The organism is Georgenia yuyongxinii (assembly GCF_006352065.1).
GTDB classification, from domain to species: Bacteria; Actinomycetota; Actinomycetes; order Actinomycetales; family Actinomycetaceae; genus Georgenia; species Georgenia yuyongxinii.
Genome location: NZ_CP040915.1, coordinates 3,400,149 through 3,416,017 on the forward strand (window position 1 = coordinate 3,400,149; position 15,869 = coordinate 3,416,017).

The window sequence follows — 15,869 nt, forward strand, 5'->3', positions numbered from 1 at the left end:
CAGCACGAAACCCCGTGGGCGAAGATCGCTCACGGGGTTCGTGATGCCGGATGCCGGCTGGGTCGGACGGCGGGGTCAGACGGCCATGCGCTCGCGACGCTCGGAGACCACAGTCACCGGGGCGGTCTTGGCCAGGCCGGTGAAGGTCCAGCCGATGACGGCGAGGATGACGCCCAGGCCCATCACCAGGGCGGCGACGCCGTAGGCGACGACCGAGGTGAACAGCGAGGCCCGCAGGAACGAGGCGTTCATGACCGTGGTGCGCTGGCCCTGCAGCTCCTCGGCCAGGGCGGTGTCACCGGCGGCCTCGGCCTCCTTGACCAGCCCACCGAGCTCGGCGTACGTGCGGCCCTCGGTGGCGGTCATCGCGTGCTCGTCGATGATCTGCGCCTCGGCGAAGGCGGAGAAGGGGCCGTTGACGTCGTCACCGGGCAGCATCTTCGAGTCCCCGGCGACGGTGATGTTCTGCTCGGCCAGGTTCGAGGTGATCAGGCCCCACGTCACCCCACCGGCGAGGATGAAGATGATGCCGGCGACGATCGCAACGATCCCGGTGACCTTGGCGGGCTTGAAGTTCATGACGGGTCCTTTCCGGATCCTGTATCGGCTCACCGAGAGCCGGCTCGTGTAGCTGGACGGTCTGGGCATTTCGCCCGAACCGCTGTCCGCACGGAAAATGTAAAGGGACCTGTTCCGGTGGATTCGCGACGTTGGTCCCGGGGCCTAAAGTCCCGGGGCCCAAGGTCCCGGCGCCTCGGGTCCCGGAACGCAGCCGCTCGACGGTGCGCTGGCCGACCCTCAGGCACACACAACCACCGGATAGGCCCAGGCTCCGACCCCTCCCGCTCGGCGGGCCAATCATTGCGACCACCCTCGCGCTCATGACCAAGGTGGTAGTACAAAACTCAGGCATAGCCTGGGTTTTGTACTACCACCCTCCAGCACAGCCGGGGTCCGCTCAGCCGTGCGACGCCGTCGGCGGTGCTCAGCTACCCGCTGCTACCGCGCGCAGGTCCTGGGCCCGCGCGTAGAGCGCGTCGGCGGCCGCCAGCACGTCCGCCCAGTCCGCGGCGGGCGGGGTGGACCGGTTGTGCGCGAGCATGTCGCGCAGCGGGCCGTCCGCCCCAGCGAGCCGCACCAGCGCGTCTGCGAGGGCTTCGTCAGCGGCGGTGTCGCGGAGGCCGTCCGAGCCGTCGGGTGTGAGCAGGCCGTCGACGCCGTCGCGGACGAACTCGCTGACTCCGGTGCCCCGACCGGCCACGACCACGAGCCCGGCCGCCCGCGCCTCGAGGGCGGCGATCCCGAAGGCCTCGAGGCGTGCGGGGGCGATGAAGACGTGCTCGTCGCGGTAGCGCGCCTTGACCTCCGGGCGGGGCAGCTTGCCGGTGACCTCGACGACGTCCTGCAGCCCCAGCCGGGTGATCTCGGCAAGGACGGCACGGTCGGTGGGCCCGGCGCCGATGAGGGTGAGGTGCACGCGGGGGTGGCCCGCGTTGTCGCGGCCGAGCCGCTCGTGCACCTGGTTGATGATCCGCAGCAGGGGCACCGGGCGCTTCCGGGGCGCCAACCGTTGGGTCGCGACCACGCGCAGCGGCCCGTCCGGCGGTAGCGGCGCCTCCGCCGGCGCACCGGCCCACCGGCCGCCCGGACCGCCGGTGGGCATCAGGGCCGGCGCCCACGCCGTCACGTCGAGGCCGTTGGGAACGACCCGGACCTCTTCCTGGGGCACCGCCATCACTTCGGCCACCCGCAGGCCGGCGACCGCCGACACGGCAGAGAGCGCGGCCGAGGAACGGCGCCAGCCGGCCAGCGCCGCGCCGACGCGCAGGAGCGGGACGACGCCGTCGAGCATGCAGTGCCAGGTCATCGCCAGCGGCAGGCCGAGCGCCCGGGCGGCACGGGCGCCGTCGTAGGCGAACGGGGAGACCACCCCGACGTGCACGTGGACGACGTCGGGCCTCAGCTCGGCCAAGGCGCGCCGCAGCAGGGTCGCCTCCCGCGGGTGGACCGGCAGCCCGAACGTGACCCGGGAGGCGAAGCGGTGCACCTGCGCCTCACCGGCACCCCCGGGCTGGTCGGCACGCTCAGCCACGCCACCCGCAGCCGCCGACACCGACCGGGCCACCGTCTCCGCACCCGCCGGCGCACCCGGCGCCCCGGTGGCGGTGAGCACGTGGACCTCGTGCCCCGCCCGGGCCTGTCGCGCGGCGAGGTCGTGGACCTGGGTCTCGATCCCGCCCACTCGCGGCGGGTAGCAGTCGGAGATGTGGACGATGCGGGCGATGGCCGGCCTCACTCCCACTCGATGGTGCCCGGGGGCTTGGAGGTGACGTCGAGGACCACCCGGTTGACCTCGGGCACGGAGTTGGTGATCCGGGTGGAGATGGTGGCCAGGACGTCGTAGGGCACGCGGGACCAGTCCGCGGTCATCGCGTCCTCGGAGGAGACGGGCCGCAGCACCACGGGGTGGCCATAGGTGCGCCCGTCGCCCTGCACGCCCACGGAGCGGACGTCGGCGAGCAGGACCACCGGGCACTGCCAGATGTCGCGGTCCAGGCCGGCCTTGGTGAGCTCTTCGCGGGCGATCGCGTCCGCGGCGCGCAGGATCTCCAGGCGTTCGGCGGTGACCTCGCCTATGATCCGGATGCCCAGCCCGGGGCCGGGGAAGGGCTGGCGCCACACGATCTGCTCGGGCACACCGAGCTCGAGGCCGACGGCGCGGACCTCGTCCTTGAACAGCGTGCGCAGCGGCTCGACGAGCTCGAACTGCAGGTCCTCGGGCAAGCCGCCGACGTTGTGGTGGGACTTGATGTTCGCCGCGCCCTCACCGCCGCCGGACTCCACGACGTCGGGGTACAACGTGCCCTGCACGAGGAACTTCACCTCGCCCTCGGCGTCGCCGGCCTCGGCGACCACCTCCCGGGCGGCGTGCTCGAACGCGCGGATGAACTCCCGACCGATGATCTTGCGCTTGGTCTCGGGGTCGGTGACGCCGGCGAGGGCGTCGAGGAACGTCTGGGAGGCGTCGACGATCTTGAGGTTCACCCCGGTCGCGGCGACGAAGTCCTGCTCGACCTGCTCGGCCTCTCCCGCCCGCAGCAGGCCGTGGTCGACGAACACGCAGGTGAGCTGGTCACCGACGGCGCGGTGCACCAGGGCGGCGGCGACGGAGGAGTCCACGCCGCCGGACAGGCCGCAGATGACCCGGTCCTTGCCGACCTGGGCGCGGATGGCCTCGACCTGCTCGGCGATGACGTTGCCGGGGGTCCAGCTCGGCTCCAGCCCGGCGCCGTCGTACAGGAACCGCTCGAGCGCCTCCTGGCCGAGCACGGAGTGCTTGACCTCGGGGTGCCACTGCATGCCGTACAGGCGCCGGCGCCGGTCCTCGAACGCGGCGACGGGCGAGCCCTCGGAGGAGGCGAGCACCTCAAAGCCCTCGGGGCGGCGTGCACCGCGTCGCCGTGGGACATCCACACGGTCTGCTGGGTGGGCGAGCCGGCCAGCAGGTCACCGGCGCCGGCCACCTGCACCACGGTCGAGCCGTACTCCCGGGCGCCGGTGTGGGCGACCTCGCCACCCAGCGCCCGAGCCATGGACTGGAAGCCGTAGCAGATGCCCAGCACCGGCACCCCGGCCTCGAACAGGGCCGGGTCGGTGGCCGGCGCACCCTCGGCGTAGACCGACGCGGGGCCACCGGAGAGGATGATCGCCGCGGGGTCCTTGGCCAGGATCGATTCCGTGCTGGCGGTGTGGGGGACGATCTCGGAGTAGACGCTGGCCTCGCGCACCCTGCGGGCGATGAGCTGGGCGTACTGGGCCCCGTAGTCGATCACCAGGACGGGGCGCTCGGTGCCGGCGCGGTCAGGCTCGGTCGCCGTCGGGCTCGGCTGTTCTGGGTTGCTCACGCGGCCAGGATACGGCGCGGCCCGCCACCCGGGCGCGCAGCCATCCCGCGCTGAGCGGGTCAGCGGGTCGCCGCCGAGCCCACTCAGCTCGGTCAGTCGGTGAGGACCTCCATGCTGTCCTCGATGTGCTGCACCGTGTCCTCGGGCAGCTCCTGTCCGGTCAGGTGCACGACGACGGTGCGCTCGGTGGCCGGGTCGTGCGCGGCCCAGCTCACGCCCTGGTAGGCGCCGTCGTCGAAGGTGAAGTCCCAGCGCCACAGGTCCAGGTCGCCGTCGGCGTCCAGCTCGGTGAGCCCACCGTCGCCGTCCAGGGCCCCGAACGGCGCCTGCGCGTCCAGCGTGCCCATCGTGGCGCGGGCGGTCTCGGTGCCGAACTCGGTCGCCGCGGCGAACTGGTACTGCGCGTCGTCGGTGGACTCGGTGTCCTGCAGGACGACGTCGTACGGTCCGGTCTGGTCCATCGCCACCTCGACCCAGGCCTTCGGGACGTCGACGGCGAGCCAACCCTTCTCCAACCGGGTCCAGCCCTCGGGGGTCGCCGCGGCCGTGCAGCCCGCCACCAGCCCGCCGGCCGCGATCACCGCTGCCGCTCCGAGAACCCCTGCCCTGACCTTGCGCATCATGCTCCCCCTGTGTCCCGCTGCCCCCTGCCGCACCGGCTGACGCCCGTCCGGCGCGGTCACGCTATCCGCCGGTGCCGCGGTGGCCGCACCCGCCCACCACCCGAGACGCGGCCGGTCGCACCTGAGACCGCCTCGCCCGGCTCACGCGTTCTCGGCCGCCGTGCGGGCCATGACATCCCGGGCCGCCCAGACGAAAACGAGGTCGCCGGATTGGTCGAAAAACCGACCAATCGGGCGACCTCGTTTGAGCGTCGAGCACCTCCGGCGGGGAGACGCGCCCGGTAGGGGGCGGCTCAGCGCGCCCGTGCGGGGGCCGCTCAGCGCACCCCAGGGGCCCGCTCAGCGCGCCCGTGCGGCCGCGCGGGCGGTGAGCGCCGGCAGATCGGCCTCCACCCACTTCTTCGCGCGGGTCTCCATCACGAAGGACAGCACCGGAACCACACCGCCGGCCACCAGCGCGACCATGCGGCCGAAACCCCACCGCATCGTGGACCACAGGTTGAAGACGGTGACGATGTAGATGACGTAGATCCAGCCGTGCACGATCGCGACCCAGGTGCCGAGCACCGGCCGGCCGTCGTTGAACACGTACTTGAGGACCATCTCGAGGCACAGGATGAGGAGCATCGTGCCGGTGACGAACGCCATGATCCTGTAGTACGAGAAGGCACTGCGGGTCTTGCGCTCCACCTGGGCGGCGGCGTCCATGCTCGCCTCGTCGTGCGTCTGGGGCACGTCCGTCACCTCTTCCTCTCGAACGGGCTCCCAGTCTCTCACCGGACTCACGCCAGCTCGGCTTCCTCCCGGCGGTACGTCACCTCGTCGCGCACCATGCGCCACCACAGGAACAGCGCGAAGCCACCGAACACCACCCACTCGACGGCGTAGGCCAGGTTCTGGATGTTCAGGCCGGTATCCACCGCCATGCCCGGGGGCGGCGCGTGCGGGAGACCAGCGCCGTCGCTCGCCGTACGGGTGCCGTCCGGCGCCTGCGTGAACTCGACCAGATAGCCGCTGAAGCTCGGCCCGCCCCACAGGTTCGCCAGCTCTGCCGAGCTGATCGCCCCGACCATGCCGTCGGGATAGTCGGCGGCAACGGCGGCTTCGGAGCCGCCGAGGTGGCCCGTGACGGTGCGCTCCCCCACCGGCACCTCGAGGATGGCGGCGGTGGCGGCGTCGGCGGGTGCGGCGGTCCCCCCGTCGGTCGTGATCGCCTCCGCCGGGACCCACCCGCGCAGCACCGGCAGCATCGCGCCGGCGTCCGGGCCCTGCGTCAGGCGCAGTGCGGTGACGACGAGGTCGGCGTCCTGCCCCTCCACGGCCCGGTCGGGGACGAGCACCTGCTGGTCCGGCACGAAGGTGCCCGTGACCTCGATCGACCGGCCGAGCTCCTCGGCCGTGAACGAGGTCTGGGCGCGCAGCACGTCCTCGAGGGGTACCGGGTCAGCCGCGAGCCGTTCGGCGTGCCCCTGCTCGGCCTCGGCCGCCCCGCGGATGGCGGCGCGGTCCAGCTGCCACGCCCCCAGCCGCACGCAGACGATGGCCGCCGCGAGCAGCAGCACGAACAGGCCGATGAGACGCGGGGTCACGGCCGCCCGCAGGAAGTCGGACCGCCCACCGGTGACACGCTCGCGCCAGCGGGGCGCACCGCCGTCGCCGGCGCGCGCGCGGTCGGCACGGCCGGCTGGCACGACGCCGTCGGCCGTGTTGTCGCCGTGCTCGCCGGCGTCACGCTGGTCGGTGGCGGGGCGTAGGTCCACGGGCCCAGGTTACGTGCCCGCAGGTGTGCCTCGGACCTGTGCGGTCGGGCACAAACCGGCCGCTCAGGAGGGGCGCAGGGGCGCGCAAAGCAGACATATGGAGGACACTGACGTGGTCGGGAACAGGCCCTGCCGGGCCGTCGGCGACCTCAGCAGCGAGCTGCCGGCGCGGGTGGAGGCGGGGCAGGAGCAACCTAACGAGGAGATCCGGATGACCACGACCACCGACGCCGCAACCGCGTGGCGGCACCGCTCGGACAGCACCACCGCCGCGCTGGACGACGACACGCTCGAGAAGGTGCACGCCTGGTGGCGCGCCGCCAACTACCTCTCGGTGGGCCAGATCTACCTGCTCGACAACCCGCTGATGCGCCAACCGCTCAGCCGTGACCACGTCAAGCCGCGCCTCCTCGGGCACTGGGGCACCACGCCTGGCCTGAACTTCCTCTACGCCCACATGAACCGCGCGATCAGCGAGCGCGACCTCTCCGCGATGTACATCACCGGCCCGGGCCACGGCGGCCCGGGCCTCGTCGCGAACACGTACCTCGAGGGCACCTACACCGAGACCTACCCGGACATCACCCGCGACGAGGAGGGCCTGCGCCGGCTGTTCCGGCAGTTCTCGTTCCCCGGCGGCATCCCCTCGCACGTGGCGCCGGAGACCCCCGGCTCCATCCACGAGGGCGGTGAGCTGGGCTACGCCCTCTCGCACGCGTACGGCGCCGCCTTCGACAACCCGGACCTGCTGGTGTTCGCGGTGGTGGGCGACGGCGAGGCCGAGACCGGCCCGCTGGCCACCTCCTGGCATTCCAACAAGTTCGTCAACCCCGCCAAGGACGGCGTCGTCCTGCCGGTGCTGCACCTCAACGGGTACAAGATCGCCAACCCCACCGTCCTCGCCCGCATCCCGGAGGAGGAGCTGGCCGCCCTCATGCGCGGGTACGGCCACAAGCCGCACTTCTTCACCGGCGGCTTCGACGGCGAGGACCCCGCCGCCTACCACCGCCGCTTCGCCGAGATGCTCGACGAGGTGCTGGACGAGATCGCCGACATCAAGGCCCGGGCGGCCGCCGACCCGGAGCTGGACCGCCCGCTGTGGCCGATGATCGTCTTCAAGTCCCCCAAGGGCTGGACCGGCCCGAAGGAGATCGACGGCAAGCGCACCGAGGACTCCTGGCGCTCGCACCAGGTGCCGCTCGCGAACGCCCGCGACACCGACGAGCACCTCGAGGACCTGGCGACGTGGCTGAAGAGCTACCGCGCCGAGGAGCTCTTCGACGACGACGGCCGGCTGCGGCCGGAGATCGCCAACCTCGCCCCCACCGGGCACCTGCGCATGAGCGCCAACCCGCACACCAACGGCGGCCTGGTGCTCAAGGACCTGCGCATCCCGGACTGGCGTGACTTCGCCGTCGACGTCAAGACGCCCGGCGCGCCGATGACCGAGGCCACCCGGATGCTCGGCAAGTTCCTCACCGAGGTGGTGCGGCTCAACCCCGACAACTTCCGGATCTTTGGCCCCGACGAGACGGCATCGAACCGGCTCCAGGACGTGTACTCGGTCACCGACAAGCAGTGGAACGCCCAGTACCTGCCCACGGACGACGACGACCACCTCGCCCGGGCGGGCCGGGTCATGGAGGTGCTCAGCGAGCACCAGTGCCAGGGCTGGCTCGAGGGGTACCTGCTCACCGGCCGGCACGGCCTGATGAGCTCCTACGAGGCGTTCATCCACATCATCGACTCGATGTTCAACCAGCACGCCAAGTGGCTGAAGGTCACCGACGACATCCCGTGGCGCCGCCCGATCGCGTCGCTGAACTACCTGCTCTCCTCGCACGTGTGGCGCCAGGACCACAACGGGTTCTCGCACCAGGACCCCGGATTCATCGACCACGTGGTCAACAAGAAGGCCGACATCATCCGGGTGTACCTGCCCCCGGACACGAACACCCTGCTGTCCACCTACGACCACGTGCTGCGCTCGAAGCAGTACGTCAACGTGGTGGTCGCCGGCAAGCAGCCCGCCCCGAACTTCCTCAGCATCGACGAGGCGACCAAGCACTGCGCCCGCGGTCTGGGCATCTGGGAGTGGGCCGGCTCGGAGGTCGAGGGCGAGGCGCCCGACGTCGTCCTCGGCTGTGCCGGCGACGTGCCCACGCTCGAGACGCTGGCGGCGGCGGACCTGCTGCGCCGGCACATCCCCGAGCTGAAGGTCCGTGTGGTCAACGTGGTCGACCTCATGCGCCTGCAGGACGAGAAGGAGCACCCGCACGGGCTGAGCGACCGCACGTTCGACACGATCTTCACCGCGGACAAGCCGATCGTCTTCGCCTACCACGGCTACCCGTGGCTGATCCACCGCTTGACCTACCGCCGCCGCGGGCACGGCAACCTGCACGTGCGCGGGTTCAAGGAGGAGGGCACCACCACCACGCCCTTCGACATGGTCATGCTCAACGACCTGGACCGGTACCACCTGGTCATGGACGTCATCGACCGGGTGCCCGGGCTGGCCGCCAAGTACGGCCCGCTGCGCCAGAAGATGGTGGACCTGCGTCTGGAGGCCCGCCAGTACACCCGCGAGCACGGCGAGGACATCCCCGCCGTCGCCGACTGGGTGTGGCCCGACGTCGGGGAGACCGGGACGGAGCAGGGCGGCCCCAACGCCGCGGTCACGACCGGCGGCGACAACGAGTAGTCCCGGCGCGGTGCGCGCGCGGCGGTCCGCGAGCGCACGCCGGTGACGGCGGCCCGGGCGGGGTGGGTGGGTCTTCGGTCCCTCCCGCCCCGCCCGGGCAGCCGATAGGAAGCAGGGCGGCCTACCGCCCTCAGACACGAGGGCGGTCAACCGCCTGTCTGCGCCTGAGGCGCGGACACACGTCCGGAACGGACGTCAACCACACAGGAGGGAAGCAGCGCCGTGGCGCGGAGCATCTACATCGCCTCACCAGAGGGGCATACCGGGAAGTCGGCCGTCGCGCTGGGACTGGTGGACCTGTTCGTCCGCCGCGTGGAGAAGGTCGGCGTCTTCCGGCCCGTCACCCGCAGCCGTGAGGAGCGGGACACCGTCGTCGAGCTGCTGCTGGGCCACGGCGTCCAAGGCACCTACGAGGACAGCGTGGGCGTGACCTACGAAGACGTCCACACCGACCCGGACGCCGCGCTCAGCACCATCGTCGAGCGCTACCGCACGGTCGAGCGCAGCAACGAGGTGGTCATCGTCGTCGGCTCGGACTACACCGACGTCGCCGGGCCCGCCGAGCTCGCGTTCAACGCCCGGGTGGCCGCCAACCTCGGCGCCCCCGTGCTGCTCGTCGTCAGCGCCCTGGACCGGACCCCCGAAGAGGTCGCCCAGCTCGCTGAGCTGGCCACCTCCGAGATCACCCACGACCACGCCACCACCGTCGGCGTGCTCGCCAACCGGTGCGCGCCCGAGCAGCTCGGCGAGGTCCGCGCCGCCCTCGGCGCGCTGAACCTGCCCGTGTGGGTGCTGCCCGAGGTGCCGCTGCTCTCCGCCCCGGTGGTGCGCGACCTCATGCGTGCCCTGGACGGCGAGCTGCTCCTGGGCGACGAGGCCCTGCTGGACCGCGAGGCCGAGCAGCTGCTCGTCTCCGGCATGAACACCGAGCACATCCTCGAGCGGCTCAAGGACGGCATGCTCGCCATCGCCGCCGGCGACCGGCCCGAGGTACTCATGACCCTGGTGATGGCGCACGCCTCCGAGGGGTTCCCGTCCCTGTCCGGCATCGTGCTCAACGGCGGCTACCGGCCCAGCCCCCAGGTCATCAAGATGGTCGAGGGCCTGGGGCAGCGGCTGCCGATCATCTCCACCTCGCACGACACCTACGAGTCCGCCCGCATCGTGGCCACCACCCGCGGGGTCTTCTCCCGCGGCACCCAGCGCAAGAAGGACGTCGCGCTCGGCCTGTTCGAGCAGCACATCGACGCCGAGGAGCTGATGCACACCCTCGACGTCCCCCGCAGCGCCGTCGTCACCCCGCTGATGTTCGAGTCCACCCTGCTCGAGCGGGCCCGCGCCGACCGGCAGCGGGTGGTGCTGCCCGAGGGCAAGGACGACCGCATCCTGCGGGCCGCCTCCACCCTGCTCTCCCGCCAGGTCGCCGACCTGACCATCCTGGGCAACGAGGCGAAGATCCGCGCCCGGGCCGCCGAGCTCGGCCTGGACCTGGACGCCGCGCAGATCATCGACCCGGCGACCTCGGAGCTCCTCGAGCGGTTCGCCGAAGAGTACGCCCGGCTGCGCGCCCACAAGGGCATGACGATCGAGAGGGCCCGGGAGATCGTCCGGGACGTGTCCTATTTCGGCACGATGATGGTGCACACCGGCGAGGCCGACGGCATGGTCTCCGGCGCCGCGCACACCACGGCGCACACCATCAAGCCGTCCTTCGAGATCATCAAGACCAAGCCGGGCACCTCGATCGTCTCCTCGGTGTTCCTCATGTGCCTCGCCGACCGGGTGCTCGTCTACGGCGACTGCGCCGTCAACCCCGACCCCACCGCCGAGCAGCTCGCCGACATCGCGATCTCCTCCGCGGCCACCGCCGCCCAGTTCGGCGTGGCCCCCCGGGTGGCGATGCTGTCCTACTCCACCGGGCAGTCCGGCACGGGCGCGGACGTCGACAAGGTCCGCGCAGCCACCGACTTCGTCCGCGAGCACCGCCCCGACCTCGACGTCGAGGGCCCCATCCAGTACGACGCCGCCGTCGACGCCTCCGTCGCGCAGACGAAGCTGCCCGACTCCGCCGTCGCGGGCAAGGCCACGGTGTTCGTCTTCCCCGACCTGAACACCGGCAACAACACCTACAAGGCCGTCCAGCGCTCGGCCGGCGCGATCGCCGTGGGCCCGGTGCTGCAGGGTCTGAACAAGCCGGTCAACGACCTCTCGCGCGGCGCGCTCGTGCAGGACATCGTCAACACCGTCGCCATCACCGCGGTCCAGGCCCAGGCCGACAAGGCCGCCCGCGCCGCCGCCACCCCCAAGGAGATCCACGCATGAGCCCCCGCCGCACCGTCCTCGTCATCAACTCCGGTTCGTCGTCCATCAAGTACCAGCTGGTCGACCCGGACGAGGGCACCGCGCTCGCCTCCGGCCTGGTGGAGCGCATCGGCCAGTCCGAGGGGCACCTCGAGCACAAGGCCGGCGGGACCAAGACCGAGAAGCACGACCCGGTCCCGGACCACAACGAGGGCCTGCGCCGCGTCCTGGCCCTCTTCGACGAGGTCGGCCCGAAGCTGGACGAGGCGAACATCGTCGCGGTGGGGCACCGCGTCGTCATGGGCGGGCAGGCCTACGACGGGCCGGTGCTCATCGACGACGAGCTCGTCGACATCGTCGAACGCCTCTCCCCCCTCGCCCCGCTGCACAACCCGGCGAACCTCACCGGGATCCGGGTGGGCCGCGAGCTGCTGCCCGACGTGCCGCACGTGGCCGTCTTCGACACCGCGTTCTTCCGGGACCTGCCCGAGGACGCCGCCACCTACGCGCTGAACAAGGAGGTCGCCGAGCAGTACTCGGTGCGCCGCTACGGCGCGCACGGCACCTCCCACCAGTACGTCTCCGCCCAGGCCGCCGAGATCCTCGGCCGGGACGACCTCAAGCAGATCGTCCTGCACATCGGCAACGGGGCCTCGGCCTCGGCCGTGGTCGCCGGCAAGGCCGTCGACACCTCCATGGGGCTGACGCCGCTGGAGGGCCTGGTCATGGGCACCCGCACCGGCGACATCGACGCCGCGGTGGTGTTCCACCTGGCCCGCAACGCCGGCATGAGCATCGACGAGATCGACAACCTCTTCAACAAGCGGTCGGGGCTGCTCGGCCTCGCCGGGGAGAGCGACCTGCGCGAGGTGCACCGGTTGGTGGAGGGCGGCGACGGCGACGCCAAGCTCGGGCTGGCCGTCTACGCCCACCGGCTGCGCAAGTACATCGGCTCCTACGCCGCGGTCATGGGCGGGCTCGACGCGATCTCCTTCACCGCCGGCGTGGGCGAGAACGACGACATCGTGCGCGCCGGCGCCCTGGCCGGCCTGGAGTTCCTCGGGATCCGGCTGGACCAGGAGAAGAACGCCGTGCGCTCGAAGGAGGCTCGGGTGATCTCCACCGAGGACTCGGCCGTCACGGTGCTGATCATCCCGACCAACGAGGAGCTCGCGATCGCCCGGCAGGCTATGACGCTGGTCTGAGCAAGTAGCCACGCTCGGCGAGGGCGGCCGCTCTCGCCGAGGGCGCCTCTTCGCGGCTCGCGCGGGTGGTGGACCACCCGCGCGTGCCGCGAACGGGCGCGCTGCCTGGCCCGAGCGACACGGCGCCCTCTCCCGCAAGCGAGGGGGCGCCGTCGTCGAGTGAGGCGGTCGAACAGGGTCAGCCTTCGGGCCCACCACGGACCTCGGGACAGCGCCCGGTGACATCTGGCGGAGAAGATGACATCTCGCGCCTCTTCGGTCAGGCCTGCTTGGGCGCCGTCATGCTGCGCACGTCCAGGGCGGCGTCGAGCTGCTCGGGCGTGACCTCCCCACGCTCGACGTAGCCGAGGTCCTCCACCGCGGCCCGCACCGTGATCCCCTGCTTCACCGAGTGCTTGGCGATCTTCGCGGCCGCCTCGTAGCCGATGACCCGGTTCAGCGGGGTCACGATCGACGGCGAGGACTCGGCGAGCTCGAGGCACCGGTCCACGTTCGCGACCAGCCCGTCCACCGTCTTGGTCGCCAGTACGCGGGAGACGTTGCCGACCAGGGTGATGGACTCGAGCAGGTTCCGGGCCATGACGGGCAGCATGACGAGCAGGTCGAAGTTGCCCTGCGCGCCGGCGAACGCGATCGCCGCGTCGTTGCCGATCACCTGCGCGGCAACCATGACGGTGGCCTCCGGGACGACCGGGTTGACCTTGCCCGGCATGATCGACGAGCCCGGCTGCAGGTCCGGCAGGGTCAGCTCGCCCAGGCCGGTGCGCGGGCCGGACCCCATCCACCGCAGGTCGTTGGCGATCTTGGTGAGAGAGACGGCGATAGTGCGCAGCGCGCCGGAGGTCTCCACCAGGGAGTCCTGCGCGGCCTGGGCCTCGAAGTGATTCGTGGCCTCGACCAGCGGCAGGCCGGTGTTCTGGGCGATGAGCTCGATGACCCGCTGGGAGAACCCGGGCGGGGTGTTGATGCCGGTGCCGACGGCGGTGCCGCCCAGGGGCAGCTCGGCGAGCCGCGGCAAGGTCGTGTTCACCCGGTCGATCCCGTAGCGGATCTGGGTGGCGTAGCCGGAGAACTCCTGCCCCAGGGTGATCGGGGTGGCATCCATGAGGTGGGTACGCCCGGACTTCACGACGTCCTTGAACTCCTCTGCCTTGCGCTCCAGCGAGGTGGCGAGGACCTCCAGGCCGGGCAGCAGCTCCGCCGTCACCGCCTGCATGGCGGCGATGTGGATGGAGGAGGGGAAGACGTCGTTCGACGACTGTGAGGCGTTGACGTGGTCGTTCGGGTGCACCGGCCGGCCGAGCCGAGTGCTCGCGAGGTTGGCCACGACCTCGTTGGTGTTCATGTTCGACGAGGTGCCCGAGCCGGTCTGGAAGACGTCGATCGGGAACTCGGTGTCGTGCTGGCCGGCGATGACCTCGTCGGCCGCGCCGACGATCGCCTGGGCGACGTCCTCGGGCAGCACGCCCAGCTCGGCGTTCGCCAGCGCAGCGGCGCGCTTGACCTCGCCGAGCGCGGCGATGTGGTGCGCGGACAGGCCCCTGCCCGAGATGGGGAAGTTCTCCACCGCGCGCTGGGTCTGCGCGGAGTACAGGGCCTCCTTAGGCACCCGCACCTCACCCATGGTGTCGTGCTCGACCCGGTACTCCTGCGCGGCCTCGCCGGTCTGCTGCTGCGTCACTGCTGCTCCATGTTCGTCAGGGCGCCGCGGGCGCCGCTTCGGTCCTGTGCGAGGCCATCCTCGCATCTGCCGGTGACAGGGCTCACGCCCGTCCGGTCAGGCGTCCAGGTCGGTCCGGTCAGGCGTCCAGGTCGGTGCTCAGCAGCTCCGCCAGCTCGTCGAGCACCGTGTCGGCGCCCTCGCCCTCGGCGGTGAGGGTGACCTCGTCGCCGTGCCCGGCGCCCAGTGTCATGACGCCGAGGATGCTGGTGGCGTCCACCGGCTCGCCGTCGCCCTTGGCGATCGTCACGGGGATCCCGGCGGCCGTGACGGCCTTGACGAAGACGGCGGCGGGCCGGGCGTGCAGCCCGACCTTCGAGGCGACGACGGCACTGCGCTGGGACATGGTGGTCCTTCCTTCGACGACGACGGCGAGGCAGGCGCCGGTCAATATACCGACGGCCACCGCCAGGATATCGACAGGCGAAGGCAAGCCGGTCACCGTGTCAGGGCGTGGGCCGGCCGCCGCCCGGGGGCCTCGGCGTTCCTCAGGGGTCCGCTGCCGTCCGAAGTCCCGCCGCGGCTCAGTCCGGGTTGTACGGCGAGACCACGACCTCCACCCGCTGGAACTCCTTGACGTCGGAGTACCCGGTGGTAGCCATCGTCCGGCGCAGCGCGCCGATGAGGTTCAGGGTGCCGTCGGCGGTGCGGGACGGGCCGTGCAGGATCTCCGCGAGCGTCCCGACGGTGCCCACGCGCACCCGCTCCCCGCGAGGCAGCTCGGAGTGGTGGGCCTCGGAGCCCCAGTGCCACCCGCGGCCCGGCGCCTCGCTGGCCCGCGCCAACGCGGCGCCGAGCATGACGGCGTCAGCCCCGCAGGCCACGGCCTTGACCAGGTCGCCCGAGCGGCCCACGCCGCCGTCGGCGATGACGTGCACGTACCGGCCGCCGGACTCGTCCATGTAGTCCCGGCGGGCGGCGGCCACGTCCGCGACGGCGCTGGCCATGGGGGCGTGGATGCCCAGCGAGCGGCGGGTGGTGTGCGCGGCGCCGCCGCCGAAGCCGACCAGCACACCGGCGGCCCCGGTGCGCATGAGGTGCAGCGCGGCGGTGTACGTGGCCGCGCCGCCGACGATGACCGGCACGTCGAGCTCGTAGATGAAGCGCTTGAGGTTCAGCGGCTCGGCCCGGGAGGAGACGTGCTCGGCCGAGACGGTGGTGCCACGGATGACGAACAGGTCCACGCCCGCCTCGACGACGGTGCGCCAGTGCTCCTGGGTGCGCTGCGGGGACAGGCTGCCCGCCACGGTCACGCCGGCGCCGCGGATCTCCTTGAGCCGGTCCCGGATCAGCTCTGGCACGATCGGACCGGAGTAGATCTCCTGCATCCGCGTGGTGGCCCGGTCGGCCGGCAGGTCGACGATCTCGTCGAACAGCGGCGTGGGGTCCTCGTAGCGGGTCCACAGGCCCTCGAGGTCGAGCACCCCGATGCCGCCGAGGTTGCCCAGCTCGATCGCGGTGGCCGGGCTCATCACCGAGTCCATCGGGGCGGCGAGGACCGGCGCGTCCACGTGGAACGCGTCGATCTGCCAGCTCACCGAGACGTCCTCGGGGTCCCGCGTGCGACGGGAGGGGACGACGGCGACGTCGTCGAAGCTGTAGGCGCGACGCGCGCGCTTGCCACGGCCGATCTCGATCTCGTTGGTCACCG

General features: G+C 71.8%; 11 protein-coding genes and 1 pseudogene. 3 read left to right on the top strand and 9 right to left on the bottom strand.

What is annotated here, in order from left to right; translation table 11 throughout:
* Nucleotides 1–75: 75 nt before the first annotated feature.
* From FE374_RS15375 to FE374_RS15400, 6 genes and pseudogenes are all read right to left on the bottom strand, one after another.
* A complete protein-coding gene (locus tag FE374_RS15375) occupies nucleotides 76–579 on the bottom strand; it encodes an aromatic ring-opening dioxygenase LigA (protein ID WP_139930059.1) in 504 nt (167 codons plus the stop codon).
* Nucleotides 580–985: 406 nt separating this feature from the next.
* A complete protein-coding gene (locus FE374_RS15380; protein WP_230978340.1) occupies nucleotides 986–2,296 on the bottom strand; it encodes a glycosyltransferase family 4 protein in 1,311 nt (436 codons plus the stop codon).
* Nucleotides 2,293–3,905 (bottom strand): annotated as a pseudogene (gene guaA, locus FE374_RS15385) (glutamine-hydrolyzing GMP synthase). The gene FE374_RS15380 and the pseudogene guaA overlap by 4 nt, the downstream one beginning before the upstream one ends.
* Before the next feature lie 92 nt (nucleotides 3,906–3,997).
* A complete protein-coding gene (locus FE374_RS15390) occupies nucleotides 3,998–4,528 on the bottom strand; it encodes a hypothetical protein (RefSeq protein WP_139930060.1) in 531 nt (176 codons plus the stop codon).
* Nucleotides 4,529–4,867: 339 nt separating this feature from the next.
* Nucleotides 4,868–5,263, bottom strand: coding sequence for a DUF3817 domain-containing protein (locus FE374_RS15395; RefSeq protein WP_230978341.1), 396 nt, complete (start codon nucleotides 5,261–5,263; stop codon nucleotides 4,868–4,870).
* 47 nt (nucleotides 5,264–5,310) lie between these two features.
* Nucleotides 5,311–6,288 carry an SURF1 family protein gene (locus tag FE374_RS15400; RefSeq protein ID WP_139930061.1) on the bottom strand — a complete coding sequence of 326 codons (978 nt, stop codon included), beginning with the start codon at nucleotides 6,286–6,288 and terminating at the stop codon, nucleotides 5,311–5,313.
* 211 nt (nucleotides 6,289–6,499) lie between these two features.
* Between FE374_RS15400 and FE374_RS15405 the strand changes: the two genes are divergently transcribed.
* The 3 genes from FE374_RS15405 (at nucleotide 6,500) to FE374_RS15415 (ending at nucleotide 12,498) form a co-directional block, all read left to right on the top strand.
* Nucleotides 6,500–8,992: a phosphoketolase family protein gene (locus FE374_RS15405; RefSeq protein ID WP_139931640.1), complete on the top strand. Its 2,493-nt coding sequence runs from the start codon at nucleotides 6,500–6,502 to the stop codon at nucleotides 8,990–8,992.
* Nucleotides 8,993–9,214: 222 nt separating this feature from the next.
* Complete coding sequence (gene pta / locus FE374_RS15410; protein ID WP_139930062.1) at nucleotides 9,215–11,314, top strand: phosphate acetyltransferase; 2,100 nt, start codon at nucleotides 9,215–9,217, stop codon at nucleotides 11,312–11,314.
* On the top strand, nucleotides 11,311–12,498 hold the full coding sequence (locus tag FE374_RS15415; RefSeq protein WP_139930063.1) for an acetate/propionate family kinase: 1,188 nt from the start codon (nucleotides 11,311–11,313) through the stop codon (nucleotides 12,496–12,498). The genes pta and FE374_RS15415 overlap by 4 nt, the downstream gene beginning before the upstream one ends.
* A gap of 259 nt (nucleotides 12,499–12,757) precedes the next feature.
* Here the strand turns inward: FE374_RS15415 and FE374_RS15420 are convergent, their stop codons facing one another.
* The 3 genes from FE374_RS15420 to FE374_RS15430 form a co-directional block, all read right to left on the bottom strand.
* A complete protein-coding gene (locus tag FE374_RS15420; protein ID WP_269142041.1) occupies nucleotides 12,758–14,179 on the bottom strand; it encodes a class II fumarate hydratase in 1,422 nt (473 codons plus the stop codon).
* A 118-nt stretch (nucleotides 14,180–14,297) separates the two neighbouring features.
* Nucleotides 14,298–14,564, bottom strand: a complete 267-nt coding sequence (locus FE374_RS15425) for an HPr family phosphocarrier protein (RefSeq protein ID WP_139930065.1) — start codon at nucleotides 14,562–14,564, stop codon at nucleotides 14,298–14,300.
* Between the two features lie 178 nt (nucleotides 14,565–14,742).
* Nucleotides 14,743–15,867, bottom strand: coding sequence for a GuaB3 family IMP dehydrogenase-related protein (locus tag FE374_RS15430; protein ID WP_139930066.1), 1,125 nt, complete (start codon nucleotides 15,865–15,867; stop codon nucleotides 14,743–14,745).
* Between the last annotated feature and the right edge of the window lie 2 nt (nucleotides 15,868–15,869).

Coding starts and splice junctions, on each gene's coding strand:
- FE374_RS15375 (WP_139930059.1), bottom strand. CDS start 579: ATGAACTTCAAGCCCGCCAAGGTCACCGGGATCGTTGCGATCGTCGCC.
- FE374_RS15390 (WP_139930060.1), bottom strand. CDS start 4,528: ATGATGCGCAAGGTCAGGGCAGGGGTTCTCGGAGCGGCAGCGGTGATC.
- FE374_RS15405 (WP_139931640.1), top strand. CDS start 6,500: ATGACCACGACCACCGACGCCGCAACCGCGTGGCGGCACCGCTCGGAC.
- FE374_RS15415 (WP_139930063.1), top strand. CDS start 11,311: ATGAGCCCCCGCCGCACCGTCCTCGTCATCAACTCCGGTTCGTCGTCC.
- FE374_RS15425 (WP_139930065.1), bottom strand. CDS start 14,564: ATGTCCCAGCGCAGTGCCGTCGTCGCCTCGAAGGTCGGGCTGCACGCC.